This window comes from Rhizobium sp. B230/85 (genome assembly GCF_019355735.1).
GTDB classification, from domain to species: Bacteria; Pseudomonadota; Alphaproteobacteria; order Rhizobiales; family Rhizobiaceae; genus Rhizobium; species Rhizobium rhododendri.
The window spans coordinates 3,424,569-3,450,053 of the sequence record NZ_CP072156.1; the positions used below are offsets into that span (position 1 = coordinate 3,424,569).

The 25,485-nt window shown below is 60.1% G+C and carries 25 protein-coding genes; 11 read left to right on the forward strand and 14 right to left on the reverse strand.

The features are described from left to right. Window positions 1–7: 7 nt before the first annotated feature. The 4 genes from J5289_RS16465 to J5289_RS16480 form a co-directional block, all read right to left on the reverse strand. Window positions 8–232, reverse strand: a complete 225-nt coding sequence (locus J5289_RS16465) for an aa3-type cytochrome c oxidase subunit IV (RefSeq protein WP_209184918.1) — start codon at window positions 230–232, stop codon at window positions 8–10. Window positions 233–367: 135 nt separating this feature from the next. After that, window positions 368–1,120 carry a hypothetical protein gene (locus J5289_RS16470; protein ID WP_209184919.1) on the reverse strand — a complete coding sequence of 251 codons (753 nt, stop codon included), beginning with the start codon at window positions 1,118–1,120 and terminating at the stop codon, window positions 368–370. Between the two features lie 188 nt (window positions 1,121–1,308). Then, window positions 1,309–3,612: a bifunctional diguanylate cyclase/phosphodiesterase gene (locus tag J5289_RS16475; RefSeq protein WP_209184920.1), complete on the reverse strand. Its 2,304-nt coding sequence runs from the start codon at window positions 3,610–3,612 to the stop codon at window positions 1,309–1,311. A 189-nt stretch (window positions 3,613–3,801) separates the two neighbouring features. Continuing rightward, window positions 3,802–4,911 carry a TRAP transporter substrate-binding protein gene (locus J5289_RS16480; protein ID WP_209184921.1) on the reverse strand — a complete coding sequence of 370 codons (1,110 nt, stop codon included), beginning with the start codon at window positions 4,909–4,911 and terminating at the stop codon, window positions 3,802–3,804. 193 nt (window positions 4,912–5,104) lie between these two features. Here J5289_RS16480 and J5289_RS16485 point away from each other — a divergent pair, with 193 nt between their 5' ends. Continuing rightward, window positions 5,105–5,863: a gamma-glutamyl-gamma-aminobutyrate hydrolase family protein gene (locus J5289_RS16485; protein ID WP_209184922.1), complete on the forward strand. Its 759-nt coding sequence runs from the start codon at window positions 5,105–5,107 to the stop codon at window positions 5,861–5,863. Window positions 5,864–5,876: 13 nt separating this feature from the next. On the opposite strand, the gene J5289_RS16490 is transcribed toward J5289_RS16485, so the two are convergent. The 3 genes from J5289_RS16490 to J5289_RS16500 all read right to left on the reverse strand — a co-directional run bounded on the left by J5289_RS16490 (window position 5,877) and on the right by J5289_RS16500 (window position 8,489). Continuing rightward, window positions 5,877–6,836, reverse strand: coding sequence for a 2-hydroxyacid dehydrogenase (locus J5289_RS16490; RefSeq protein WP_209184923.1), 960 nt, complete (start codon window positions 6,834–6,836; stop codon window positions 5,877–5,879). A gap of 20 nt (window positions 6,837–6,856) precedes the next feature. After that, window positions 6,857–7,879, reverse strand: coding sequence for a LacI family DNA-binding transcriptional regulator (locus J5289_RS16495; RefSeq protein WP_111218794.1), 1,023 nt, complete (start codon window positions 7,877–7,879; stop codon window positions 6,857–6,859). Between the two features lie 94 nt (window positions 7,880–7,973). Beyond that, on the reverse strand, window positions 7,974–8,489 hold the full coding sequence (locus J5289_RS16500; RefSeq protein ID WP_142830496.1) for a MarR family winged helix-turn-helix transcriptional regulator: 516 nt from the start codon (window positions 8,487–8,489) through the stop codon (window positions 7,974–7,976). Window positions 8,490–8,574: 85 nt separating this feature from the next. On the opposite strand from J5289_RS16500, the gene J5289_RS16505 reads away from it, so the two are divergent. From J5289_RS16505 to J5289_RS16525, 5 genes are all read left to right on the forward strand, one after another. Then, entirely contained in the window at window positions 8,575–9,366 is a 792-nt protein-coding gene (locus tag J5289_RS16505; protein ID WP_209184924.1) for a creatininase family protein, read from the forward strand. A gap of 69 nt (window positions 9,367–9,435) precedes the next feature. After that, window positions 9,436–9,705 (forward strand): type II toxin-antitoxin system Phd/YefM family antitoxin, encoded by a 270-nt coding sequence (locus J5289_RS16510; RefSeq protein ID WP_209184925.1) that lies wholly within the window; start codon window positions 9,436–9,438, stop codon window positions 9,703–9,705. Then, window positions 9,702–10,091 carry a type II toxin-antitoxin system VapC family toxin gene (locus J5289_RS16515; protein ID WP_209206454.1) on the forward strand — a complete coding sequence of 130 codons (390 nt, stop codon included), beginning with the start codon at window positions 9,702–9,704 and terminating at the stop codon, window positions 10,089–10,091. Before J5289_RS16510 ends, J5289_RS16515 begins: the two co-directional genes overlap by 4 nt. A gap of 112 nt (window positions 10,092–10,203) precedes the next feature. Further along, window positions 10,204–11,313 carry a GTP-binding protein gene (locus J5289_RS16520; RefSeq protein ID WP_209184927.1) on the forward strand — a complete coding sequence of 370 codons (1,110 nt, stop codon included), beginning with the start codon at window positions 10,204–10,206 and terminating at the stop codon, window positions 11,311–11,313. Beyond that, a complete protein-coding gene (locus J5289_RS16525; RefSeq protein ID WP_209184928.1) occupies window positions 11,313–12,302 on the forward strand; it encodes a WD40 repeat domain-containing protein in 990 nt (329 codons plus the stop codon). Before J5289_RS16520 ends, J5289_RS16525 begins: the two co-directional genes overlap by 1 nt. A 41-nt stretch (window positions 12,303–12,343) precedes the next feature. Here the strand turns inward: J5289_RS16525 and J5289_RS16530 are convergent, their stop codons facing one another. From J5289_RS16530 to odc2, 3 genes are all read right to left on the reverse strand, one after another. Beyond that, the gene (locus tag J5289_RS16530) at window positions 12,344–13,588 is read right to left on the reverse strand and encodes an MFS transporter (protein WP_209206453.1); all 1,245 of its coding nucleotides are present in this window, start codon (window positions 13,586–13,588) and stop codon (window positions 12,344–12,346) included. A gap of 294 nt (window positions 13,589–13,882) precedes the next feature. Beyond that, a complete protein-coding gene (locus tag J5289_RS16535) occupies window positions 13,883–14,473 on the reverse strand; it encodes a GNAT family N-acetyltransferase (protein WP_111218808.1) in 591 nt (196 codons plus the stop codon). 93 nt (window positions 14,474–14,566) lie between these two features. Then, window positions 14,567–15,700 (reverse strand): ornithine/lysine decarboxylase, encoded by a 1,134-nt coding sequence (gene odc2 / locus J5289_RS16540; protein WP_142830484.1) that lies wholly within the window; start codon window positions 15,698–15,700, stop codon window positions 14,567–14,569. Between the two features lie 645 nt (window positions 15,701–16,345). On the opposite strand from odc2, the gene J5289_RS16545 reads away from it, so the two are divergent. From J5289_RS16545 to J5289_RS16555, 3 genes are all read left to right on the forward strand, one after another. After that, window positions 16,346–17,239, forward strand: a complete 894-nt coding sequence (locus tag J5289_RS16545) for a LysR family transcriptional regulator (protein ID WP_142830482.1) — start codon at window positions 16,346–16,348, stop codon at window positions 17,237–17,239. Between the two features lie 91 nt (window positions 17,240–17,330). After that, window positions 17,331–17,975: a DUF1007 family protein gene (locus J5289_RS16550; RefSeq protein WP_209184930.1), complete on the forward strand. Its 645-nt coding sequence runs from the start codon at window positions 17,331–17,333 to the stop codon at window positions 17,973–17,975. Continuing rightward, window positions 17,969–19,048 carry a nickel/cobalt transporter gene (locus tag J5289_RS16555; RefSeq protein ID WP_209184931.1) on the forward strand — a complete coding sequence of 360 codons (1,080 nt, stop codon included), beginning with the start codon at window positions 17,969–17,971 and terminating at the stop codon, window positions 19,046–19,048. Before J5289_RS16550 ends, J5289_RS16555 begins: the two co-directional genes overlap by 7 nt. Window positions 19,049–19,051: 3 nt before the next feature. Here J5289_RS16555 and J5289_RS16560 read toward each other — a convergent pair whose 3' ends face one another. After that, window positions 19,052–19,267, reverse strand: a complete 216-nt coding sequence (locus J5289_RS16560; protein ID WP_111218818.1) for a hypothetical protein — start codon at window positions 19,265–19,267, stop codon at window positions 19,052–19,054. A 99-nt stretch (window positions 19,268–19,366) separates the two neighbouring features. Next, on the reverse strand, window positions 19,367–20,005 hold the full coding sequence (locus J5289_RS16565) for a 2-dehydro-3-deoxy-phosphogluconate aldolase (RefSeq protein ID WP_111218820.1): 639 nt from the start codon (window positions 20,003–20,005) through the stop codon (window positions 19,367–19,369). A gap of 158 nt (window positions 20,006–20,163) precedes the next feature. Between J5289_RS16565 and J5289_RS16570 the strand changes: the two genes are divergently transcribed. Continuing rightward, the gene (locus J5289_RS16570) at window positions 20,164–20,622 is read left to right on the forward strand and encodes a CYTH domain-containing protein (protein WP_209184932.1); all 459 of its coding nucleotides are present in this window, start codon (window positions 20,164–20,166) and stop codon (window positions 20,620–20,622) included. Window positions 20,623–20,714: 92 nt separating this feature from the next. Next, on the forward strand, window positions 20,715–21,653 hold the full coding sequence (locus tag J5289_RS16575) for a rhodanese-related sulfurtransferase (protein ID WP_209184933.1): 939 nt from the start codon (window positions 20,715–20,717) through the stop codon (window positions 21,651–21,653). Between the two features lie 39 nt (window positions 21,654–21,692). Here J5289_RS16575 and J5289_RS16580 read toward each other — a convergent pair whose 3' ends face one another. Both J5289_RS16580 and J5289_RS16585 read right to left on the reverse strand, forming a co-directional pair. Beyond that, the gene (locus J5289_RS16580) at window positions 21,693–23,912 is read right to left on the reverse strand and encodes an EAL domain-containing protein (protein ID WP_209184934.1); all 2,220 of its coding nucleotides are present in this window, start codon (window positions 23,910–23,912) and stop codon (window positions 21,693–21,695) included. Between the two features lie 159 nt (window positions 23,913–24,071). Further along, entirely contained in the window at window positions 24,072–25,445 is a 1,374-nt protein-coding gene (locus J5289_RS16585; protein WP_209184935.1) for a GH1 family beta-glucosidase, read from the reverse strand. Between the last annotated feature and the right edge of the window lie 40 nt (window positions 25,446–25,485).

Below are 25,485 nucleotides of genomic sequence, written 5' to 3' on the forward strand. Positions count from 1 at the left end.
TCGGCACTCAGCGCGTCATGATATATCCGACGACGGCGACAACCACGAAGATGAGCACGCCACCCACCAGTCCCGCGTGGCCGAAAAACCCGCCGGCCATGGCAATCAGCAGTGCCGCCACGAACACGCTCAGCAGCTTGGCGCCGTTCAAGAACAGGGAATAGGTCTTCTCGTGCTCGTTATAGTCCATCGGAGCGCCGGTTTCGGATGGACCGGTCGGATGTTCTGCCATGGTGATTTCCTCCTCTTGCGCGCCAATCGACCTACGCCCTTGCACCAAGGCACGGTCGATGGCTCTCCCGCATCGATGCTCTCATAAAGCGAGACAAGAGGCAATGCGTGACGCCTGCGCGGCAGGAGATGAGGCTCAGGCCTGCCGCAACGCTCCGGCACGGTTGGCGGCAGCAAAGCGGGCCGTCGGCAGAATGGTCAGCGGCGTCGAGCCCATGGCTTCCGAACGCTGGAACATCATGCGACGCTCGTAGGGCTCGGAGATGAAAAAGGGGAAGCGTTCGTAGAGAGCGGTTCGCACCTCCCGCGTCCGCGTCGCCATCAGGGTCAGCGGTATATTGTATTTTCCAACGCCCGTTTGCGCCGGAACCACCGTATCGGCGGAAAATACCCGTTTGTAGAACGGCGCATGTTGCGGACTGACCAGTTGCAGCACCCTGTCGGCATCGAAGTAATCGGCTGCCATCGAAGCGATCCGCAGGGTAAGATACGGCAAGGCCGGCATTTCACCGATGATCTCGGGGGCGGCGGCGAAACGGACGGGATCGATCAGCGTCATGCCGCTGTCGAGAAAAGCATCGATTTCCTTCGGGTACATATCGCGGGTGATGCTGATGCGGTGGTCCGGCGTGACGTGGTGAATACGCACCGTACTGATCAGCCGTTCGTCGAAATAGACGCCGAAGACATAGGCATGATCGTCGAAATCGACGGCATCTATAAGCTTGGCGCCATCGAGTGTCAGGATGTTGGCGAGCTTGTAGGCGCGGTATCGCATCCTTGCCACCTCTTCCATGTCTTCCTGTGTCTCGACGCGGCGGTATTCGATGTGATCCAGAACTTCGAGAAGCTTGTTTGAAAAACTGCTTTGAACAACTTCGTTACGCATGACGCCAACGCCCTGAATTCCTAATAGGAGATTAATGCGTGAGCGCGATCCATCTCGCAATGAGCGATTAAAAATTAATTAAGATACATTTTATTAGGGTTAACGTCTTCCAATAACGCAAATAAAATCAATGACATAGAAACTTCAGTGTATGAAAATGTGATTTTTTAGCGAAATTCGATATCTTTTTACGCGACATATTCTACGACCGTGGTGGCACGTTTTGCATCGAGAACGGCCACCATCGACAGCAGCGTAGCGTTCGAAACTGGCTTCGAAAACACGTAGCCCTGCACAAAATCTGCACAGTAATACTGGTTGATGAGGTGGAGCTGGTCCTGCGTTTCGACGCCCTCGACGACGATCTGAAGGCCCAGTTCGCGGCAGAGATTGACAGTACCGCGCAGCAGCTTGAGCCGCCTTTCGTCCTCGGTGATGTTGCGCACGAACGAGCGGTCGATTTTGACCACATCGATCGGCAGCGAGTCGAGATAGGACAGGCTGGAAAAACCGGTGCCAAAGTCATCGATGGCAATGGTTATACCCATGCTGCGCAGCTCGGTCAGGATGGCCCCCACCGTCGCAAGCTCATCCATAAGGCAGCTTTCCGTCACCTCGAGATGCAGGCGCGCTGGTGGCAGGCCCGATGCCGCCAGCGCCTTGCGCACCACGGAGACGATAGCATTGCTGCGCAGGTCCTGGACGGAAAGGTTGACGGACACAGAAATCGTTTCGGGCCAGGCCATGCAATCGTGGCAGGCAAGGTTGAGGATATGGTGGGTTATGCCGGAAACGATACCCATGTCTTCAGCAATCTGCACGAACGTGTCAGGCGGCACCATGCCCCGTTCGGGATGGTGCCAGCGGGACAACGCTTCGCAACAATCGATGCGGCTGCCGTCGGGCAGGAACATAGGTTGGTAGGCGACCTGCAATTGGCCCTGCTCTATGGCCTCGCGCAGCTCTTCCTTGAGCTTCTGACGCTCTATGTAGCGCTCGTCCATCTCCTCCTCGAACTCCGAGCAGCTTCCCTTGGCGCGGGATTTCGCCTCGAATAGCGCAAGGTCGGCCTTGATCTGCCATTCTTCCGGGCGGAATTCCTGGCTGCCGATGATCACGTAGCCCGCACTGACAGAGATCCGGAAGGTGGTGTCGTCGACCTCGTAGTTGCCGCCGATGGCCGCATGCAGGATGCGTATGCGATGGCCGAGATCTGCGACATCGTCCTCGTTGGGAAAGAAAACCACGAATTGGTCGCCCATCAGCCGCGCTACCAGCGCGACATCTTTCGCCTCCCGTTTCAGACGGGCTGCGATCTCGGCCAGCAGGTGGTCGCCGACGATATGTCCCTTGATATCGTTGACATGCTTGAACTCGTCGATGTCGAGAACGGCAAAGCCAATCGTTCCAGGTTTCGCACGCGCGACAAGGCTTTCCTTGACGCGATCGATGAAATATTCGCGGTTGGGCAGGCCCGTCAGTGCGTCGTAGCGCACCATATGCAGGATCTTGCGCTCAGCGCGGATGCGGGAGGTCACATCCTCGAAGATCAGGATGACGACGCCATCGCCACGACGGCTGGCAGAAAATTCGAGGAACAGGTTTTCGCTGAACTGGATCAGCGTCCGCGACAGCGAACCGTCGACAAGCTGCGCCAGCTGCCGCTGGATCAAGCTAGGTAGCGAGCCGTCGATGAAGGAATTGCGCACGCCGTAGCGCAGCACCACGTCGAGTTCGCAATCCTTCAGCTGCTCCTGGTTTGTTAGATGCAGCAGTTCGCAGGCTTTGCGGTTGACGACCAGAATGCGATTGTTCGCATCCAGCATGAACAGGCCGTGCGTCATGTTATTGAGCGCCGTGTCGAAGCGATCGTTGATCAGCGAGATCTCGCGCGCCGCGAGCACGTTCTTGTAGAGAAACTCCCGCACCCCTGTGGCCATCGACCGCGTCGTCAGCACGAAGGGGATGAGGGTCACCGACAACAGCTGCATATAGGGATCGCGCAAAAGCAGGAAGCCGAGGCTGATCGGCAGCGATGCGGAGATCGTCTGGAGGTTGACCGCCTTCGAAGATCCGTAATTGCGTCCGACAACCGCCACCATCGAGGCAAGCGTGACCGCCACACAGGCAATCTCGGCGAACATGTCCTGCAGGACAAACACGGCAAAGCCGCTGCCGATACCAAGGAGCGTGGTGGTGGAGACGCCCCCGTACAGATAGCGGCGCTCCCACAGCGCAATATCCTCACGGCTCATCGCCGACTTGTCGGCCGTATCGAAGCGATGAAACCAATAGATGCGATAGGCGCAGACGGCGATGAAAACAGCTGTGAGGTAGAGATAGAAGTGCGACCCGGATTTTGAAAAGACGGCAGCATAGGTCATGATCTGCACGATCATGCCCGTGAAAAGCGTGCTGCGATTTCCAAACAGTGAACTTACGAATGACAGGTAGACATCTGTCGGAACGCCGTTCGGGTCTTGAGGCTTCATCCACAGTCCCCCTGATACGCGGCGGACAATAGGTCAAACCCCTTAAAAAATAATTGCCCATTCGCCTGACATTGGACAGGCATTAACGATTGCAACGTCTATCGAACACCGGCGACAGTATTAAAACTTCGCTTTTACCGCGACTTTTTAATGTGCGATCTCGACCTGCCTATAGGCCAGGAACATGGCTCAAAGCTTGCCCGCACGTTGCTGGATCATCATGAATGTGTCGAATGTGTACTCGGAAAGCTGCATCCAGAGATAGGCATCCTTTTTAAAAGCAACCTGATCGTCATAGATCTTCTTGAAATATGGATTTGCCTTTGAAAGATCAGCGTAGATCGCCGCGGCTGCCTGAAAGCAGGCTTCCATAATTTCCTGGCTGAACGGCCGCAGCGTTACGCCTTGGCTGACGACCGCCTTCAGAGCCTGAGGGTTTTTCACATCGTATTTTGCCAGCATGTTGGAGTTGGCAAAGGCGCAGGCGTCGGCAAGGACGGTCTGGTATGACTTCGGAAGCGCATTCCATTTTTCGAGGTTGAAGAGCGCGTGGATGACCGCGCCACCCTCCCACCAGCCTGGATAATAATAGAACTTCGCAACCTTCTGGAATCCAAGCTTCAGGTCGTCATAGGGACCGACCCACTCGCACGCGTCGATCGTGCCCTTTTCCAGCGCCGAATAGATATCGCCAACAGCAAGCTCCTGCTGCGGGACGACGCCCACCTTCGAAATCACCTTGCCGGCCAGCCCCGAGATGCGCATCTTGAGCCCGCGCAGGTCGTCGAGCGTATTGATCTCCTTGCGGAACCAGCCGCCCATCTGCACGCCGGTATTGCCGGCCGGAAGACCGTAGAGCCCCTGCGTCGCATAAAACTCGTTCATCAGCGCATTGCCGTTTCCCTGGTAGTACCAGGCGTTCGTCAGTCGCGCATTGAGACCGAACGGCAGCGTCGTACCGATGGCGTAAGTGGGATCCTTGTTCCAGAAATAATAGGAGCAGGTGTGGGCGGCGTCGACAGTGCCCGCGCTCACCGCATCAGCAGCCTGCAGGCCCGGAACGATCTCGCCGGCTTCGAACGTCTGGATGGTGAAATTGCCGTCAGTGGCATCCGAAACCCGGCTGGCAATGTCATCGATGCCGCCATAGATCGTGTCGAGGCTTTTCGGAAAGGACGAGGTCATACGCCAAGTGACCTTCGGCGTCTGCTGTGCAAGCGCGGGCGCGGCCAGCGCCGTCGAAGCGGTGGCAGAAGCCCCCATCAAACCCGCTTTCCTGATGAAGGAACGACGATCCATCACAATTCTCCCCCGTGGACAAACCGGCAGGGCGTCCACCCGTGCCGGTCTCGGTACGGCCGGTTCGAACTAAACATTTCAACCCCCGCGTTTCAACCCTCAGTATCCCCGCAGACAGCGCGGAATCTTGACTTCGATAGCATTCTACGTTCCTAACGATCTTATAAATCGGGCATTTTTACCGGAGCCTTGCATGTCCAAGCCAATCATCGCCATTCCTGCCGACTTCCGGACGATGGAGGGCGGCGGATGGCACGCGGTCCAGCATCAGTATATCCGCGCCGCTCTCAATGCCGCAGGCCTGATGGCGCTGATCGTGCCCGCCATGGAAGAGGGCTACGACACCGACGCCATACTCGACCGCGTCGACGGCGTGCTGGTGTCCGGCGCCGCGAGCAATGTCCACCCGTCGCTCTATGGCACGGAGCCGACCGAGGAACACGGGCCCTTCGACCCGGCCCGTGACGCGACCTCGCTGCCTATGATCCGCCATGCCATCGATCGCGGCATGCCGCTGCTCGCCATCTGTCGCGGCATCCAGGAACTGAACGTCGCACTCGGGGGCACGCTCGACAGCGAAATCCAGGAGAAGCCCGGCCGCGACGATCATCGTAAACCGCCGGTACCCGAGCGCGACGCCATGTATGCCATCCGCCAGACCGTGCGGATCAGCGAAGGCTCCTGCATCGCCCGCTATCTCGGCAGCGACGATATTCTCGTCAATTCGCTGCATCGCCAGGCCATCGCCACCCCGGCTCCCCGCCTGCAGGTGGAGGCGACGGCACCGGACGGAACGGTCGAGGCCGTCTCGGTGATCGATGCCAATGGCTTCGCCGTCGGTGTCCAGTGGCATCCGGAATACTGGGCCGAAACCGATACGCCGTCGCGGCAGTTGTTCGAAGCCTATGGGGACGCGGTACGCGCCTATGTGGTGGCCCGCACTCCCCGATAGGACAAGCCCCGGATCAGCGCTTGAGTGGTGTTTCCGGGACGGGCGTTACCGCATGACCGTTTTCCAGCCATGAGATGATATTGCCGGCAACGAGGTCCGCCATCGCATTGCGGGTCTGCACCGTCGCGGAACCGAGATGCGGAAGCAAGGTCGCATTCGGCAGGGCCAGCAGCGCTTCGGGAACATGAGGCTCGTTGTAAAAGACGTCCAGGCCGGCTGCACCGAGCGTTCCGTTGCCAAGTGCGGCAGCCAGCGCATCCTCATCCACTGACCAGCCTCGGCCGACATTGATCAGCACGCCCTTCGGCCCAAGCGCCGACATGATTTCGGCATCGATAACCTTGTGGGTCGCGGCCGTCTTGGGAACGATGGCAATCAGCGTGTCGACCGCCTCGGCCATCTCCTTCAACGTCGGATAATAATCGTATTCGACGTCAGGATAGCGGGTGCGCGTATGGTAGCCGATCTTCACCTTGAATGGCGCCAGCCGATGGGCGATCTCCTTGCCGATGCGTCCAAGCCCGAAAATACCGACATGGCGTCCTGTCAGCGAGAACGGGGCCAGCGGATAGGCGCCGTTTTTCCAGTTCCCCTGGCGAAGCCACTGTTCGGCCGTGGGGAATTGCCGAAGCGTGTTCAGCAGCAGGCCGATCGTGGTATCGGCAACCTCGTCGTTCAGCACATCCGGCGTATTGGTGACGACGACGCGCCGCGCCACGGCATGCGCAACGTCGACGCCGTCATAACCGACCCCGAAACTCGCAATCAGTTGCAGGTTTGGCAGCTGGTCCATCCAGGCGGACTCGAACGTGCCTGACGAGGCGACGGTGTGGATCCGCTCGGCAACCGCCGGCTCGATCGCCAGTCGCTGGCTGCGCCCGACGACCAGGACATCGAAACGCTCCTTGAGTTTTTCAGCAACACGAGGATGAACGTCGGAAAGAACGAGGACGGTGGGACGCGTATCTGGCATGGACTTCTCTCGGTGATGGTTCAGGAGCGCGGGCGATAGGGCTCCGTGGATTGGCGGATGCGCATCTCGGGCTTTATGAGATGGATGCCGTCCGGTTCGTGGCTGCCGGCCAGCCTATCCAAAAGCGCGCGCGCTGCAAGCCTGCCGACCTCTGCCTGGCCGTTCCAGACCGTCGTCAGAGCAGGCGTGGCGATGGCCGCTTCCTCCAGATCGTCGTATCCTGTAACGGAAATGTCCTTGCCGGGGACCAGTCCGGCACGGGCGATACCGTTCATCAACCCGATTGCCACCAGATCGTTCCAGCATACGGCGGCGGTCGGCTTTTGCGGCAGGGAGAGAAAGTGGACGGCGGCCTCGAAGCCGCCCTGCTTGGAGCGGGGCCCCGGAATGCGCAGGTCCGGATCGACCTCGATGCCGGCCTTTCGCAGCGCGTTGACATAGCCATGATAGCGATCGCGGCCGGTCGAGGTCTGGTCGGTGCCGCCGATCATGGCGATGGAGCGATGGCCGAGGCTGATCAGGTGATTGGTCGCCAGCGAAATACCGTAGCTGTCGTCGCCCCGGAACGTCGGCAGACCGAGCGCCTCCATCGAACGAGCCACGAGGATGGCCGGCATGCCGTTTTCCTCGGCCAGCGCCAGATCTTCCGGCGGTGTGCCGATGGCAGGCGACATGATGACGCCGTCGCCGCCGAGCTGCAGCAGCGTCTCGATGAAGGTCCGCTGCTTCTCGACCGAATCGTAGTGGTTGGACAGGATGAAGGTATGGCGGCTGCGGTCGAGTTCGGTCTCGATAGCCTTCAGGATCTCGCCGTAGAATGGGTTCATGATGTCGTGCACGACGACACCGATGATGCCTGAGCGCGAGGTTCGCAGGCTGGCGGCGCGGCGATTGTAGATGTAGCCGAGCGCCCGCGCCTGGTCCTTGATGCGCTCCCGCGTGGTAGCCGCGACAAGTGGGCTGTCGCGCAATGCTAGGGATACGGTCGCCGTTGAAATTCCCAGCGTTCCGGCAATCGTCGATAGTTTTATTTTTTGTACCACATCATCTCCCCGGCACGCCGTCATTCGCGCCACCGGGATTTAAAATATTTAGTTCACGATTAAAATCAACGTTATTTTGACGATATATTTGAAATCAGTCCTCGGCTTCGATCTGCTCCTCGCCCTCCCCGGCCAGCAGATTATTGTCTATCGCTTTCAGCAGGCGCACCGCGGTCCTGATTTCCTTTTCGGAAAACCCGCGCGTTGCCAGCGCGTCGCAGGCTTGCGCCGAGGCATTGATCTGCGCCACGGTGTTGCGGCCGCTGTCGGTGAGATAGACCTTCGTCAACCGCGCATCGTCAGCATCGGCGCGGCGTTCGACGAAGCCCTGCGCCTCCATCCGGCCGATGGTCCGGGTGATCGTCGGCGCCTTGACACCGAGCTTGTGGGCGAGGCTGCCCGCCGGCAGGCCGTCTTCCTCGGCAAGCGCCAGGATGACACCGTCCTGCCCGGCATAGAGACCGCTATCGCCGAGATTGCGGGTGATGGCCGTGCGCATCGACCGGGCCGCCTGGGTCAGCGCCGGCGACAGATCGGCCAGCGTGTACTCAGCCTGGTCCTTTTTCTTGGCCGACTTGGTTTTCTTGCTGTCCTTGTTCTTCTTCGCCATTGTGTGTCCGCCGTCTTTCCGCTCTTGCCTCACCGGGATATGACATCGCAAACGACGTTGACATAAACAAGGGGCACGTTCGCACATGACGCGACCGTCATTTCGCTTCGCAGACAATAATACCGACCTGCAGCCGCGGGAACGCGCCGGCTGGATCGCCATCCTGCCACTCGGCGCCCACGAACAACACGGCCCGCACCTGCCGTTCGAGACCGATACGCTGATCGCCGCAGGCATCGTCGATCGCCTCGAGCAACGCTTGCCTAGTGACCTGCCCGTCACGGTGCTGCCGGTGGAACCGGTCGGCTACTCCCCGGAGCATCTGCATGTCGCCGGCACCCGGTCCCTCGCCTATCAGGATGCCATCGAACGCTGGCTCGTCATCGCCGCCGACCTGCATCGCCTGGGCATCCGCAAACTCGTCCTGCTCAACGCCCACGGCGGCAACGCGCCGCTGATGACCATCGTCGCCACCGAGGCTCGCATCCGCTTCGACATGCTGGTCGTCGCCACAAGCTGGACGCGCTTTGGCGTGCCCGATGGCGCGATCTCTCCGGAGAACAAGGCGATCGATATCCACGCCGGCGATATCGAGACGTCGGTCATGCTGGCGCTTCATCCAGACGCCGTAGACATGACCCAGACCGCGGATTTCCCCTCCCGCCAGTCGGGTTTTGCAGGGCGCTTCCGCCACCTTCGCGCCTACGGCCCGCACGCATTCGGCTGGAAAATGTCCGACCTCAACGAACAAGGAGCCGCCGGCAACGCGGCGGCAGCCACAGCGGAAAAAGGCGAGGCGCTGATCGCGCATGCAATTGGCGGACTGATAGAACTGCTGCAGGATGTAGATGCTTTCGAGGTCGCTGAGCTGCGCTAGCCAAAACTTGCGCTGCTGCCATAGATCGCCCATATTGCCTTAGGCTGTATCGCCGAACAGGAGGCGGATATGCGCATTTCCATCGCCGAGGCAGAAGGGCAACTCACCGAGCTGGTGCGTCTTGCGGCACAGGGCGAAGAGGTCGTCCTGACCCAGGCCGGAGGCCCTGCCGTGAAGCTTGAGTTGGTGCCGGAGGTGAGGGTATCGATTACGCCCGAGAAAAAATCGGAATTGATTGCTCGTCTCCAGGCAGAAGTTCGCCGCAAAAATCTTCCGCCGGGACCGGATGCGGCCCGCAGCCAAGACTTTCTCTATGATGAATTCGGTCTGCCGATATGATCGTTATCGACACTTCGGCTCCTGTCGCAATGCTGCTGCTTGAGCCGCAGGCATCGGTATGCAGTGAGGTCTTCAATCGCGAAACCGAAATCTTGATATCTGCAGGAACAGTATTAGAGGCATTGATTGTCGCCAGACGTCGCAACATCTCTAAACAGATGACAGAATTATTAGCATCGCCTTTCATCACGATCGTGGATGTCGATAGGGATCGCGCGCGACTGGCCGGCGAAGCATTTAACCGCTGGGGGAAGAGTATCAACGGCGCCGCCCTCAACTTCGGCGATTGCTTCTCCTACGCCACGGCCCGGGAATTCGGCTGCCCCCTGCTCTTCATCGGCGATGATTTTGCCCGCACCGATATCGTCCCCGCCATCGCGCCGTGACGGGAATGTGATTCTATTACAATAAAAGCCTTTGAACTGCCGGAACCGTATCCTTATATGGTGACCGACCCCATTTCCGCCCTTGCGGCCCCCTCCAGTTCTCGAGGCTCCCATGACCGAACCAGTCGCTCTTAAGCCAATCCCCGTCACCGTGTTGACCGGCTATCTCGGCGCCGGCAAGACGACGCTGCTGAACCGCATCCTGTCGGAAAGCCATGGCAAGAAATACGCCGTCATCGTCAACGAGTTCGGTGAAATCGGGATCGACAACGATCTGATCGTCGAATCCGACGAAGAAATTTATGAAATGAATAACGGCTGCGTCTGCTGCACTGTGCGCGGCGACCTCATCCGCGTCGTTGAGGGCCTGATGCGCCGCCCCGGCCGCTTCGATGGCATTATCGTCGAGACCACCGGCCTTGCAGATCCCGTACCGGTTGCCCAGACCTTCTTCATGGACGACGACGTCCGCACCAAGACCGAACTCGATGCCGTCGTCACATTGGTCGATGCCAAGCACCTTCCGCTGCGCCTCAAGGACAGCCGCGAGGCAGAGGACCAGATCGCCTTCGCCGATGTCGTCATCATTAACAAGACCGATCTTGTCTCGCCGGCCGAGCTTGCCCAGATCGAGGATGTGGTGTGCGCCATCAACCCGGCCGCCCGCGTCTACAAGACCAGCCGCTCCGGAGTCGATCTCGCCCACGTGCTCAACCAGGGTGCCTTCAACCTGGAGCGGGCGCTGGAAAACGACCCGCATTTCCTGACTGCCGGTGACGAGCACGTCTGCGGCCCGGATTGCGACCACGACCACAGTCACGATCATCACGATCACGACCACCATGATCACGGGCACGATCACCATGGACATGATCATCACGGCCACGACCATCATAACCACGGCCCCTCGCCGATCCACGACGTCACTGTCCAGTCTGTGTCCCTGCGCGGCGGCGAGATGATTGCCGACCGCTTCTTCCCGTGGATCCAGAAGATTACCCAGACCGAGGGCCCGAACATTCTGCGCCTGAAGGGCATCATCGCTTTCAAGGGCGATGCCGAGCGCTATGTCATACAGGGTGTTCACATGATCATCGAGGGTGACCACCAGCGCCCTTGGAAGGACGACGAAATCCACGAAAGCCGCCTCGTCTTCATCGGTCGCGAACTTGACCGCGAGAAGCTGGAAGCCAGCTTCAAGGCCTGCCAGGCGGCCGCCTGATGCCGACAGTTGCGCCGATTGATATCGACGGCCATGTCCTGGCCGTCGAGTTCCTGAACGATGTTCCCTATTTCATTGCGGCCGACGGCACGGTTCGCAGGTTCGAGGGTGGCGAAAAAGTGACCGAAGCCCATCAGGGCCTTCTCACCTGCGTCCGCGACACCCATAGCGAAAGCCTGATCGTCGGTGGAGAAAGCGGCAAGGTGCAGCGTATCTCCTCCGATGGCGGCATAACGCAGATTGCCGAAGCACCACGAAAGTGGATCACCCAAGTGGCGGCGGGTCCCCAGGGCGCCATCGCCTATGCACACGGCAAGACGACCTATGTCGTGCTTGCCGACGGGAGCACACGCGAATTTGCCGAGGAGCGCACCGTCGAAGGCATCGCCTTTGCACCGAAAGGCCTGCGGATCGCCGTGGCGCGCTACAACGGCGTGACGCTGCACTGGGTCGGCACGTCGGGTGCCTCAGTCGATCTCGAATGGAAAGGCGCCCATAACGGCGTTACCTTTTCGCCGGACGGCCAGTTTGTCGTCACGACCATGCAGGAAAATGCGCTGCATGGCTGGAAGCTCGACCCCAAGGCAGGCTCGGATGCCCGCCACATGCGCATGACAGGCTATCCCGCCAAGGTAAAGTCGCTGTCCTGGTCCGCGAAGGGAAAGTGGCTCGCTTCATCAGGCGCTCCCGCCGCCATTGTCTGGCCGTTCCAGGGCAAGGACGGGCCGATGGGCAAGGCTCCGCTGGAGCTTGGTACCCGCGCCAACATCATGGCGACCTGCGTGCGCTTCCATCCGGCCGAGGACATCGTCGCCATCGGTTTCATCGACGGCATGATTCTGGCCGTGCGGGTAGCCGACGGCAAGGAGGCGCTTTTGCGCCGCCCGGGTAACGGAGCGATTACCTCGATGAGCTGGAGCAAATCCGGCAAGACGATGGCCTTTGCATCGGCTGCCGGCGATTGCGGTGTCGTCGACATAGCGGCATAGCTGCCAAACGTATCAGTTGGACGCTCTGTCGAGCGTCCAGACTATGGCACGGAAGCCTTATGGTCTTCCTGCGGCAATTCGAAGGTCGTCCCCTTCTTCTCATAGCCGAAGCCGGCGAGTAGAGCCACGGCCGCAGCCACGATGACGGCCACAAGCAGCAGCGCATAGGCGTAATTGCCGTTCCAGTGGCTGGCGAGGCCCGCCTGCAGCGTGGCGTTGCCGGAGGCGAGCAGGTTGCCAAGCTGATAGGCGAAGCCCGGAAAGGTGCCGCGTACCTCTGACGGCGATAGCTCGTTCAGGTGTGCCGGCACGACACCCCATGCGCCCTGTACGAAAAACTGCATGAGGAAGGCGCCCGCCGCCAGCATCACCGGTGTCTGCGCCAGCGTCCATAGCGGCGCGATCGGAATAGCAATCAATGCAGCGATGACGATTGCCTTGCGACGGCCGATCCGCTGCGAAAGGCTGCCGAAGAACAACCCGCCAAGGATCGCGCCTATATTGTAGACGATGGCGATTGCGCCGACTGTGTGGGTGGAATAGCCGCGCTGGGTTTCGAGGAAAGTCGGGTAGAGATCCTGCGTCCCGTGACTGAAGAAATTGAACGCGGTCATCAGCACGACAGACCATATGAACAGGGGAGTGTTTTCGCGCAGAACAGTGAGGAAAGGTCGCCGCGCCCGATCCTTGTTCTTAAGGAATGACGGCGATTCCTCGACATTACGGCGGATATAGAGAACCAGCAGCGCCGGAAATGCGCCGATGATGAACATCCCACGCCAGCCGATCACCGGGAACAGGAAGAAGAACACAAGCGACGCAATGAGATAGCCGCATGGGTAACCCGCCTGCAGCACGCCCGAGACGACGCCGCGCGCCTTCTCCGGGATCGTTTCCATGACGAGCGATGCACCGACGCCCCACTCGCCACCCATGGCGATGCCGTAGAAGACGCGAAAGACGATGAGCATCGTGAGGCTGGTCGAAAAGCCCGACGCCAGCTCGAACACAGAATAAAGCAGCACGTCGACCATGAGCGTCGCCCGCCGGCCGAACTTGTCGGCAGCAAAGCCAAAAATCAGGGCGCCGACCGGCCGCATTGCCAAAGTCAGAAAGAGGGCGACGGAGACCGCCGAAATATCCGTCTTGAACTCCTCGGCAATCGACTTCAGGACGAAGACGAGAATGAAGAAGTCAAAGGCATCGAGCGTCCAGCCGAGAAAGCTGGCGATGACAGTGTTGCGCTGTTGTGGGGTAAGCGAGCGGATATCATCTATGGCGGACATGGGGCCTCCGGTCCGAAGATGGCGGCAAGGCGGGCACTGTCCGGAAGCCGTCTGGTGAGTGAACGGGCCCGTATGACATCCACTGTCGGCGGCTGTCTTGCGCGATCCCCGCAGAAGCCAACGGCACGTCGATACCAAACGCGCTACCGCAGCTCAAACATCGAGGATGGAAGAAAGGTTCCGCCGAACGCGAGATTGACGCGATTGTGTAGCCGCGAACGAGGCGGGTAGTACACGCGCAATAACATGCGGGAGCTGGGACGACGCTGTCCATGCAGCGTCGTCAGTCCGAGATCAGGCCGCGCGGCGCGATTTGGCCTGCGTGAGCCTGCGGCCGCTGGCAACCAGCATGCCTGCAGCACCTTCCAGCCATGCGTCCTTCAGTTCCAGCGCCAGGAAACGATGACGCTCGAATGGGCCGGGCATGACGAGATGGCACGCTTTTTCGGCAAAGAAGCCGAAGCGTTCGTAATAGGCGGGATCGCCGACCAGCAGGATGGCACCATGGCCGCGCTGCTTCGCCTCGAGAATGGCAGCCCGCATCAGGGCCGCACCGATGCCCTTGCCCTCGTGGTCCGAATCGACGGCGAGAGGCCCGAGCAACAGGGCATCGACGGCCTGTGTTTCGCGGTTCACACCGGCCTCGATGTTCCAGAGGCGCACGGTCCCGATAACATGGCCGCTGCGGTCGCGGGCAACAAGTGCCAGGCCTTCGGCCGGAATGCAGCCGCGACGCAGCTTTTCCGAGGATTTCCGTGTGCGACCGGCACCCATGGCGCGGTTCAGCAGGTTCTCGCGGGCAACGACGTCGCCTGCGTTTTCGTGATCGATTGCGAAAGTGGACGGCGCAAAGAGTGCGCGTACAGAATCAAGAACAGCGGCCATGTCGGCCTCCCGTACCCAATACCGTTATGAGCGGCTGTGAATGAAAATTGTGAAGGTGCCGCCCCGGTCTTTCCCGGGGCCGGCGAAGTCGACCTAGATGACGTAGGACTTCAGCGGGTCGAACCCGTTGAACGCCACAGCCGAATAGGTCGTCGTATAGGCGCCGGTGCCTTCGATGAACACCTCGTCGCCGATCGTCAGAGACAATGGCAGCGGATAGAGGTTCTTCTCGTAGAGCACGTCGGCCGAATCGCAGGTCGGGCCGGCAATGATGCAAGGCTCCATTTCGTCGCCGTCGCGCTCGGTGCGGATCGGGTAGCGAATGGCTTCGTCCATCGTCTCGGCGAGACCGCCGAACTTGCCGATGTCGAGGAAAACCCAGCGGGCTTCGTCATTGTCCGACTTCTTCGAGATCAGCACGACTTCCGCCTTGATGACGCCGGCGTTGCCGACCATGCCGCGACCTGGCTCGATGATCGTCTTCGGGATCTGATTGCCGAAGTGATCGCGCAGGCTCTGGTTGATGGCCTTGCCATAGGCTTCGGCAGCAGGAACGTCGCGCAGGTACTTGGTCGGAAATCCACCGCCCATGTTGACCATCTGCAGGTGGATGCCCTGCTTGCCCAGCGAAACGAACACGCGCTTGGCATCGGCAAGAGCCGAGTCCCAGGCATCGACCTTGGTCATCTGCGAGCCGACGTGGAACGACACGCCATAGGATTCAAGGCCGAGCTGATGTGCATAGACGAGGACGTCGACAGCCATCTGCGGAACGCAGCCGAACTTACGCGACAGAGGCCATTCGGCACCTTCGCCATCCGTTAGCACACGGCAGAATACGCGGGCGCCAGGAGCGGCACGGGCCATCTTCTCGACTTCTTCATGGCTGTCCACGGCAAAAAGGCTTACACCGAGTGCATGCGCACGAGCGATGTCGCGCTCCTTCTTGATTGTGTTGCCGAAAGAGATGCGAGCAGGCGTTGCGCCAGCGTCGAGCGCCATTTCGACTTCGGCGACAGACGCGCAATCGAAGTTGGAGCCCATGCCGGCCAGAAGCTTCAACACTTCAGGAGCCGGGTTTGCCTTGACGGCATAATAGATCGAGCTGTCCGGCATGGCGTGGCGGAAAGCGTGAAAATTGTCGCGGACCACGTCGAGATCCAGCACGAGGCAAGGGCCGTCGGGACGTCGGGTTGCGAGAAAGTCGCGGATGCGCTGAGTGGTCATGTTAGTCCCTTCAATACAGGCTCCGGCGGTCAGACCGGAGGACAAAGGGCATACGCGAATCCACGCTAGGACCCAGCCGGTGGAGACCCCGGATCCTTGGCGAACGCACGATGCTCGATCAGTGAACCAACGCCACAGGATGGCATAGGTTCGGCTTTGTCTGCCTTGGATTGGAGGTTTCCCTACCGCACTTCCGGCAATGATGGTGTGCCTCTTCAGTAACCCCGGCTGATGGAAAGCCGGAAGAGAACAAAAAGGCCCGCACCGTCGTTGCTTCAGATGTCCTCGCATTTCTCGGAAGGCCGAGATAGCGACTGGAGGGGTTAATTCCAGGTACCTTACCGTATCCTCACCAATTAGAGGACCAGCGGACACCCATGGGCACGTGCGACTTTGGGCTGACCGGGAGATAAGAACATTCGTTGTAACAATCAAGAATTTTCTTGGCTGAAGTCAAAAAAAATTGCGCGGCGTCAACTGGATGCCGAAAATCGTTAGCGACGAAGGCGAAAAGCCACCCGAATGATGTAGCAGGACACTGGCTCGAAGACCGTCATGCTGGCCTGATGGCATATGGTAAAACTTGACACGATCCCGGGATTCGTCATGGGTCTATCCCGTTGAAGAACAGGATTACCGCGAAAAATGGATACCCTCACCCGCATACGCGCCTTCATCGATGTCGTCGAAGCCGAGGGTTTTTCGGCCGCCGCTCGCAAGACCGGGCGCTCGAAGGCGCTGCTGTCGAAATATGTGCGGGAACTCGAAGACGAGCTCGGCGCGCTGCTGCTCAACCGGACCACCCGGCAATTCTCCATGACGGAAGCTGGCCACACCTATTTTCGCACCGCCTCCGATATCCTGAAAGAGATCGACAATCTCGCCGACCTCGTGCGTGAAAACAATGTCCAGCTCAAAGGCCGGCTGAAAGTTTCGGTGCCGCGCACCTTCATGGATGCGGATGTCGGCCAGTCGCTGATCGACTTTGCCAAGGAAAACCCGGATCTTTCCCTGGAGATCGCTGCAGAGGACCGCTTCGTCGACCTGATCGAGGAAGGCTTCGATGTCGCCGTGCGCGTTACCAAACTCGAGGATTCCGGCATGATCGCCCGGAAAATCTCGGATTTTCGCGTGCATATCTGCGCCACGCAGGAGTTTCTCGACCGCCATCAGCCCCTCGATCATCCGAGCGACCTTTCCCGCATCCCCTTCATCATCGACACCAACAATCGTGCGCAGGGCAGCATCCGATTCTGCAACCCCGACAGCACCTGGTTCAATGTCCCCATCACTGGCCCGATGGAGGTCAACAGCCCGCATGCGACATTACGCGCCGCGCTGGCCGGCATCGGTTTTGCCATCGTACCGGACTTTATCGCCCGCAAGAGCATCGAGAGCGGCGCACTGGTGACATTGTTCAACGACTACATACCGACAGATCGCGGCATCTACGCCGTCTACCCGCATCGGCGCTACCTGCCGGCAAAGGTGCGCATCTTCGTCGACTACCTGCACAACTGGTTTCGCAAGAACGGCTAGGCTCCCTGCCCCACTTGGACCGGTCCCAATTCCGTCTCATTTTTTCACGAAGTTGCACCATGAACGATGACCTGCGATGCGCCGAGGGCTCATGAAGAAAACAACCCTCCTGCTCGCCGCAATGCTGTTGCTGGCGCCCGCCGCAGCATTTGCCCACCCGCATATTTTCGTGCAGGCGCGGCTTGAGGTGGTGGCCGGCGATGATGGCAACGTCAAGGAGCTTCAGAATGTCTGGCGGTTCGACGAGGTATTCTCGTCTTCGGTGCTGATGGATTTCGACAAGAACGCCAACTTGAAGCTCGACCCGGACGAACTGACCGCAGTCGGCGCCACCGTGCGCGATTCGCTTGCCGACTACGATTACTACGTGAACATGTCGTTGAACGGAAAGGCGATTAAGGTGAACAAGCCTGATGTCATTCACGTCGACTACAAGGACGGACAGCTGTTGATGTTCTTCAAGGTCTCGCCGGCGGAGCCGATGCCGATGAAGGGTAACCGACTTTCCTTCGGCATCTACGACCCGACGCTCTACACCTCGATCGACTTCCCGACAGACGGCGACCTCGTGACCATCGGAAGCACCTTCAAATCCTGCACCACGAAGGTCGTGCGCCCCGACCCGGACGAGGTCATCGCCGAGAACAAGTCATCGCTGACCGACGCTTTCTTCAACGACCCGACCGGGACGACCATGTCGAAACTGTTTGCAACACGGATCGATGCTCAATGCTGAACCGCCGCCTTGCCTTTGCGTCGCTTGCAGTTACGCTCCTCCTCGCCGCGACCGGCCTCGCGCACGCCACCGGGTCGCCTCTCGGCATCGGTACCGCCGAACCGAGCTTCCAACCAATCGGCGGCCCTCTTGCGCCGATCTTCCTTTACGTCAACGACCAGCAACAGGCGTTTTATCGCGCCCTGACCCAATCGATCGGCGCCATGCGCAAGGATCCTTGGCAGCTCTCGACATTGATCGGATTATCCTTCGCCTACGGAATTTTCCACGCGGCCGGTCCCGGCCACGGCAAGGCGGTGATCTCGTCCTACATGGTTGCCAACGAGATTCAGTTGAAACGCGGCATCGCGATTTCCTTCGTGTCCGCCTTCGTCCAGGGCGTGGTTGCCGTTGCCGTAGTTGGTGCCGCCTATTTCGTGCTGCGTGGCAGCGGCATCACCATGACCGAAGCGACCAACGCCATGGAGATCTCCTCCTTCGTGATGGTCATATTGTTCGGCTGCTGGCTGCTGTTTCGCAAATTGCGCTCGATGATGCGCGCTATGCCCGAGCGCCGCATGGAAATGGCGACCCTTGCCGGCCCTGTCAGCGTCGCGCTGTTCGACAGCGGTGCCTTCGCCCGCAACGACGCCACCGTGGCGTCTGCCGGCCAGTTCAACTGCGATGCCCCGACCCTTGGAACGGCCGGGGTGGTCTGCGAGGATTGCGGACGTGCGCACCTGCCCGATCCCTTGCTTCTGAAAGCGGAGCATTTCAGCGCGCGTGAAGCCTGGTCGGCCATTGTCGCCGTCGGCCTTCGCCCCTGCTCCGGCGCCCTGCTGGTCATGACCTTCGCAATGCTCAATGGCCTGCTGCTCGGCGGCGTGCTGTCGGTGTTCGCCATGTCGCTCGGCACCGCCATCACTGTGTCGATGCTGGCGATCATGGCAGTCACTGCAAAGGGGCTCGCGATGCGCCTCGCCGGGCCGGGATCGGCAAAGTCCACCTGGGTGGGCAACGGCATAGAGCTTCTCGGCGCCGTCTTCGTGATTGTAACCGGTATCGTCCTGCTGGGCGCGTCGTTGCAGACCTAGAGATCAGGACCGGTTGCGTCGCTGATATCTAGCCCGCAGCCAGAAGATCAGAAAAAAGCAGAGAATGACGGCAGCGCCGAAACCCGTCGCCAGCCAGGGTGAAAATTGACCGATCCACAACACGGCATCCGGCATCAGGTACAGCACCGTACCAGCGCCGAGCAGGATGATCGCTGCAGCGATTGCTGACGATCGGTTTTCCGACTTTTTATCGGTCAAGCAGCTTACCCCTTGAAGCGCCGATGGCGCCACTGCGCTTCGGGAGCGGATCGATGACGAACTGCCGGTCCGATACGGGCCGGCAGTCTCGAACGCGTATCAGCCGCGCAGTGCCGCAGCTTCCGCCGCAAGCTTGGTGATTCCCGCCCAGTCGCCCGAAGCGATAAGCTCCTTTGGCGCCACCCAGGACCCGCCAACGCAGATGACGTTCGGCAACGACAGATAATCGCGGGCATTCTTCAGAGATACGCCGCCCGTCGGGCAGAACATCGTTCCGGCCAGCGGCGACGAAAGCGCCTTGAGATAGCCTGCACCGCCGGCCTGCTCGGCGGGGAAGAACTTCAGCACCTGATAGCCCTCTTCGCGCAGCGCCATGACTTCGCTCGCGGTCGCCGCACCCGGTAGCAAGGGAACGCTCGACTGTCGCGCGACATCGAGCAACTCCTGCGTCGTGCCAGGGCTGACGATGAATTTCGAACCGGCTTCGACGGCCGCTTCCCAATGGGCAACGTTGAGGATCGTACCGGCGCCAACCTCGGCGCCTTCGACTTCGTCGGCCACGGCACGCACCGCATCCAGCGCTGCCGCCGTACGCATGGTGATCTCGATCGCCTTCAGTCCACCGGCGACCAGGGCCCGGGCAAGCAGGACTGCCGACTTCACGTCGTCGACGATCAGCACCGGCACGACCGGTGCATATTGCAGGATGGCTAGCAGCTTTTCGGTTTTTTCACCCATCGCCGACACTCCAGAAAACGATTGAATTTCAGACTTCGATAACCCTCCTGAACATCCTTGTCGAGACAAAAGCGGGCAACTGCCCGCCCGGGTAGGAAATGCCGCAGACATCGGTTAGCCTGCCTGAAACAGGACGAGGCCGGGGGAGGCTGACACCATTGGCAAAAGAGATTGAACGCAAATTCCTGGTCCGGCACGACGGATGGCGGGATCTGGTGGCCGAAACGATCGGACTGCAACAGGCCTACATCGCCTCGATGGAGGATCGATCCGTCCGTATCAGGCTTGCCAACGGGACGCAGGCGACGCTGACAGTCAAGATCGGCAAGCGCATGACCCGCGACGAATTCGAGTATCCCATTCCCCTGGCCGATGCGGAGGAGTTGATGACGAAGGCCGTTGGCGTACCGATTATCAAGACCCGCCACAAGGTGCCGTACAAAGGGTTTACCTGGGAAATCGACGTGTTCGACGGTGTGCATGCGGGCTTGCAGATCGCCGAGGTCGAGATGGGGCACGAGGATGATAATCCCGAGCTGCCGGATTGGCTTGGCGAAGAAGTCACCGGCCAGCACCGCTATTCCAACCAGGCACTGGCGATGCGCTCCGAAGTCTAGGATGCCTGCCCTCGACCACTGTCGAGCCAGCTTTGCCACAGGGGTCGCAAATCGACATTGCGTCAAAGGCCTCAAGGCTGTATTTCGACCACATGACCGACATCACCTCGTCCACGCCCTCAGGCGTCAGCCCCTTTCTGGTGGCAGCGCTCTATCATTTCGCCGATTTCTCGCGGTTTGCCTCCATGCGCGACCCGCTGCAGAGGCTTTGCGAGGAACAGCGCGTCAAGGGCACGCTGCTGCTCGCCCATGAGGGGATCAACGGCACCATCGCCGGCACGGACGCTGGTGTATCGACGGTCCTTGCTTTCCTGCGCGCCCTGCCGGAATTTTCCGCGCTGGAGCACAAGGAGAGCCGGGCGTCGAAGATGCCTTTCGTGCGCATGAAGGTGAAGCTCAAGAAGGAAATCGTCACCATGGGCGTCGAGGACATCGACCCCAACAGCATCGTCGGCACCTACGTCGCGCCGAAAGACTGGAACAGCCTGATTTCCGACCCCGATACCATCCTGATCGACACCCGCAACGACTACGAGACGGCCATCGGCGTCTTCAAGGGCGCCCTCGATCCGAAGACCAAGACTTTTCGGGAGTTTCCGGAGTGGGTTCGGCAGAACACCGGGCTGCACAACAAGCCCAAAATCGCCATGTACTGCACCGGCGGCATCCGTTGCGAAAAGGCGACGGCCTTCATGAAGCAGCAAGGCTTTGACGAGGTCTATCACCTCAAAGGCGGCATTCTCAAATATCTCGAGGAAGTGCCCGAAGAAGAGTCTCTCTGGGAGGGCGCCTGCTTCGTCTTCGACGAACGCGTCTCTGTCGAACACGGGCTGAAGGAAGGCGAGCACAAGCTTTGCCATGCCTGCCGCACGCCGATCACCGCCGAAGAGGTCACCTCGCCCTACTACGAGGCCGGAGTTTCCTGCAGCCAGTGCTACGATGTCAGAAGCGAAAGCGACCGGGAAAGGTTCCGCGAACGCCAGCGCCAGATCGAGCTTGCCCGCAAGACCGGCCGCGCCCACAGAGGCTAGAGTTTCCAGCAAAAGTGCGCAAATGCGCCAGGCCGGATATCAGCCCGAAATGGCGACCCGTTGCCCGTTTTCCTCGGCATCGCGAAGCTCGGCCTGATAGCGCTTGGTAATGTCGGCGGCCGTCATCGGCTTGCCGTGGAAATATCCCTGCAACTCGTCGCAGCCGAATAGCCGCACCGCGATCCCCTGCTCCTCGGTCTCGATCCCCTCGGCGGTCACCGGGATATCCAGCGATCGGGCAAGCGCCACCGTTGCCTGCAGCATGTCGCGGGCGCTCTTGCCTTCCAGCACGCCCATGGTCAGCGATTTGTCGATCTTGATGCGGTCGAAGCCGAACTGGCGGAGATAGCCGATCGACGAGAAGCCCGATCCGAAATCGTCGAGCGCCACCTTGACGCCGAGCGCCTTCAGACGCTCGATGGCCACGCGTATCCGCTTTGGGTTCTGGATGATGTAGCCTTCGGTGATCTCCAGCGTCACGCGCTCGGGATCGATCTCCGTCTGCTTTAGTACATAGCGCACATAGTCGGCGAAGGCCGGATTGCGGAACTGGCTCGGCGAAACGTTGACCGCGATACGCATGCCTGGCCAGGCGACGGCCGCCTCGCAGGCCCGCCGAAGAACCAGCAGCCCCAGCCCCTCGATCAGGCCGCTGGTTTCGGCCACCGGGATAAAAACTTCAGGGGATATCGGCCCGTAGCCGGGGCGATCCCAGCGCACCAGCGCTTCGACCCCGATCATCGCATGCGTCGCCGCATCGACCAGCGGCTGGTAGACCACACCGAGGGTTTCCCCTTCGATCGCAGCACGCAGATCGAGCTCCATGGCATTGCGACCTTCTCGATCGGTGTCCATGTCACTGTCGTAGCACATCATGCGGGAGCGGCCTGCTTCCTTGGCCTTGTACATCGCGAGATCGGCGCGGCGCACCATTTCTTCACGACCGACGCGGCCTTCGGGAGACATGGCGATGCCGATGCTGGCGCCGACCACGATGACGCGGCGACCAATTTCGAGCGGTTCCGAGAGAAAATCGAGCACCTGTTCGGCAAGGCCGAGGGCTGGGCCGTCATTCAGGTCTTCGCCGGGGAAGGCAACGGCAAATTCATCGCCGCCCAGCCGCGCAAGAATGGCGTTTTCCGGCACCAGGACCTTAAGCCCGGCAGCGATGGCGCGGATAAGCTGGTCGCCGGTACCATGGCCGTAGGAATCGTTGATCTCCTTGAAGCCGTCGAGATCGAGATAGAGGAGCAGCACGTTGCTGCGATCAAGCGATGCCTGCTCGATCATCTGGTCGACATGAACCCGCATGCCTTCCCGGTTGAGCAGCCCGGACAGCCGGTCCTGCAGGGCCGCCTCGCGCGCCGCCGCTTCCTCTGCCCGCAAACGTTTGTTGGCAAGCGATCCAAGCATCAGAAGCACGACGAAGAACATGCCGACCAACCCGAGAGCGCCGGCCACCAGAGGACGAGCCTGCTGGTAGCTCATGTCGCCGGGAATGCTCGACTGCCAGACCATCTTTCCGAGCGTCTTGCCGAGCGGATCGACGACCGGCACCGCAATCGCCGATGCCGTGTCCGCTGAAACCAGATGCAGGCCGTTGATGACATAGTTATCTGCCATCGCCTTGATTTGATCGGCGTCGAGGTGGCGAATGAAAACGAGATAGCGCCGCTGGCCTACGGGCACCGGGACGGTCCCCGATTTCTGCCGGACCAGCGCCACGCCGGCAACCGCCACGCCGTTGCTGGTGTGGATAAAGCCGGCCGCTTCCGGCATTGCTCCCGCGGGCGCTGAACGGGCCGTGTCGAGCAAAGACCAGATCGCAGGGTCGAGCATGCTCTTCATAGGTTCGGTGCTGGGCTTGCCGTTCTGGTACGTGAGGACAGGCTTTCCGCCCTCATCGACAACGATCACACCGTCGAAAAGCGGGTTGTTCGCAGACATCCCCCCGAAGTTGCTTGCCACCCAATCCATTCCATCGGGCGCATAGACGAATTTCGCCGCATCGTCCCACGCCGCATAGTCGTTGAGCGTTGCTTTCAGCTGGGTCTGGAATGTCTTCAGCGCGCCAGTCGTTGTCTGGAAGGAGCGCTTCTCATCGAGCCTGTTGGAGTAATCTGCCACCCGGGCGACGGCCGTCAGAACCATCAGGGTCACGACAGCGACCACGAGCGCAAACGAAAACAGCACGGCCATCACGATCGAATGACGATCGCGTCCAATATCCCGCTGAAACAACTTCGAAAACGCGCCCATACGGCACTCCTTGAGCGCGGAATATGCAGAACAGGTCTTCAAGAACCGTTAAGGAAATTGAGAACGCGCGTAAAGACACAGGAATAATACAACCTTTTGCTGCATTTCCCCGCGCCTCTACCCTAGGACCAAGGGGTTAGCACCCCTTGGCGTCGGTGATCATGTCGCGGTATGGTTGCCTTTTGGAAACAGTGCCGCCAGTTCGGAATACCATTTTCCGCTGTTCTTGACGGTGCGCACCTGCGTCTCATAATCGACATGGACCAGGCCGAAGCGCATGCGATAGCCCTCCGCCCATTCGAAGTTATCCATCAGGCTCCAGGCGAAGTAGCCACGCATCGGATATCCGTCCTTGATGAGATCAGCGACGATATTGAGATGGTCGATGTAATAGTCGAGCCGCGGCTGATCGTCGATCACACCGTCCACGACGCCCATGTTATAGGCGGCCCCGTTCTCGGTGATGTAGCATTCCGGCATCTCGTAGCGCCGATAGAGATCCTCGATCAGCAGCTTCAGGCCGGGCGCATAGACTTCCCAGCCGATATCGGTCTTGACGTCGCTGACCGGCGGCGCCTCCTTCGTCCATGGAAAGTCGCCCGATTTTTCCGCATCGTCGAAGACACGATCCGGCTTGTAGTAGTTGATGCCGACCCAATCGAGCTTCTGGTTGATCAGCGCCATGTCGCCATCGGCGACCTCGGGCATGCGATCGCCCAGCGCTGCCAGGAAGGACTCCGGATACTGGCCCTTGAAGACCGGATCGAAGAAAGCGCCATTGTGAAACTCGTGCGCCCGCTCTACAGCCGCATGATCGATCGCGGTGTCCGAGCCTGAAATGATCGACGCAGCGTTGAGCACCAACCCGACCGGCACCTTCGGCGCCTCAGAGCGGATCGCCTCGACACCGAGCCCATGGGCGAGATTGATATGGTGCATGGCCGCAAGCGCCGCTTCCATGTTTCGTTCGCCCGGCGCATGGATACCCCAGAGATGGCTGAGCCAGACGATGCACCAGGGCTCGTTGAATGTAGCGACCGAATCAAGCCGGTCTCCCAGTCGTGCCATGACCGTCTTCGCATAGCGCTGGTATGCATAGGCCGTCGAGCGCGCCGTCCAGCCGCCGTCACCCATCAGCGAAAGCGGCAGATCCCAGTGATATAGCGTCGCGAAGGTCTTGATGCCGCGTGCCTTGCAGCCATCGACAAGCCGGTCGTAGAAATCCAGCCCCTTCTCGTTGATCGGCCCGGTGCCTTCCGGCACGATGCGCGGCCAGGCGATCGAGAAGCGATAGGCCTCAACGCCCATCTCCTTGATAAGATCGAGATCCTCGTCCAGCCGGTTGTAGTGATCGCAGGCGACATCGCCGTTGTCGCGCTGGAAAACTCTGCCCGGCATGTTGCAGAACGCGTCCCAGATCGACGCCTTGCGTCCATCGGTCCTGGTGGCACCCTCGATCTGGAAGGCGGCCGTTGCCACGCCGAAGGTAAAGTCACCGGGAAACCTCGCGGCCATCGTTTTTGGATCGATCATGGAATTTCTCGTTTCTTGAACTTCTGGTGGACGATTTAGA

Bases quoted from the DNA above. Each gene is read 5' to 3' on its own strand.
- J5289_RS16465 (WP_209184918.1), bottom strand. From the start codon at position 232: ATGGCAGAACATCCGACCGGTCCATCCGAAACCGGCGCTCCGATGGAC.
- J5289_RS16510 (WP_209184925.1), top strand. From the start codon at position 9,436: ATGCGCATTTCCATCGCCGAGGCAGAAGGGCAACTCACCGAGCTGGTG.
- J5289_RS16485 (WP_209184922.1), top strand. From the start codon at position 5,105: ATGTCCAAGCCAATCATCGCCATTCCTGCCGACTTCCGGACGATGGAG.
- J5289_RS16545 (WP_142830482.1), top strand. From the start codon at position 16,346: ATGGATACCCTCACCCGCATACGCGCCTTCATCGATGTCGTCGAAGCC.
- J5289_RS16535 (WP_111218808.1), bottom strand. From the start codon at position 14,473: ATGGCCGCTGTTCTTGATTCTGTACGCGCACTCTTTGCGCCGTCCACT.
- J5289_RS16475 (WP_209184920.1), bottom strand. From the start codon at position 3,612: ATGAAGCCTCAAGACCCGAACGGCGTTCCGACAGATGTCTACCTGTCA.
- J5289_RS16470 (WP_209184919.1), bottom strand. From the start codon at position 1,120: ATGCGTAACGAAGTTGTTCAAAGCAGTTTTTCAAACAAGCTTCTCGAA.
- J5289_RS16550 (WP_209184930.1), top strand. From the start codon at position 17,331: ATGAAGAAAACAACCCTCCTGCTCGCCGCAATGCTGTTGCTGGCGCCC.
- J5289_RS16555 (WP_209184931.1), top strand. From the start codon at position 17,969: ATGCTGAACCGCCGCCTTGCCTTTGCGTCGCTTGCAGTTACGCTCCTC.
- J5289_RS16505 (WP_209184924.1), top strand. From the start codon at position 8,575: ATGACGCGACCGTCATTTCGCTTCGCAGACAATAATACCGACCTGCAG.
- J5289_RS16520 (WP_209184927.1), top strand. From the start codon at position 10,204: ATGACCGAACCAGTCGCTCTTAAGCCAATCCCCGTCACCGTGTTGACC.
- J5289_RS16500 (WP_142830496.1), bottom strand. From the start codon at position 8,489: ATGGCGAAGAAGAACAAGGACAGCAAGAAAACCAAGTCGGCCAAGAAA.
- J5289_RS16490 (WP_209184923.1), bottom strand. From the start codon at position 6,836: ATGCCAGATACGCGTCCCACCGTCCTCGTTCTTTCCGACGTTCATCCT.
- J5289_RS16575 (WP_209184933.1), top strand. From the start codon at position 20,715: ATGACCGACATCACCTCGTCCACGCCCTCAGGCGTCAGCCCCTTTCTG.
- J5289_RS16565 (WP_111218820.1), bottom strand. From the start codon at position 20,005: ATGGGTGAAAAAACCGAAAAGCTGCTAGCCATCCTGCAATATGCACCG.
- J5289_RS16580 (WP_209184934.1), bottom strand. From the start codon at position 23,912: ATGGGCGCGTTTTCGAAGTTGTTTCAGCGGGATATTGGACGCGATCGT.
- J5289_RS16515 (WP_209206454.1), top strand. From the start codon at position 9,702: ATGATCGTTATCGACACTTCGGCTCCTGTCGCAATGCTGCTGCTTGAG.
- odc2 (WP_142830484.1), bottom strand. From the start codon at position 15,700: ATGACCACTCAGCGCATCCGCGACTTTCTCGCAACCCGACGTCCCGAC.
- J5289_RS16525 (WP_209184928.1), top strand. From the start codon at position 11,313: ATGCCGACAGTTGCGCCGATTGATATCGACGGCCATGTCCTGGCCGTC.
- J5289_RS16480 (WP_209184921.1), bottom strand. From the start codon at position 4,911: ATGGATCGTCGTTCCTTCATCAGGAAAGCGGGTTTGATGGGGGCTTCT.
- J5289_RS16585 (WP_209184935.1), bottom strand. From the start codon at position 25,445: ATGATCGATCCAAAAACGATGGCCGCGAGGTTTCCCGGTGACTTTACC.
- J5289_RS16530 (WP_209206453.1), bottom strand. From the start codon at position 13,588: ATGTCCGCCATAGATGATATCCGCTCGCTTACCCCACAACAGCGCAAC.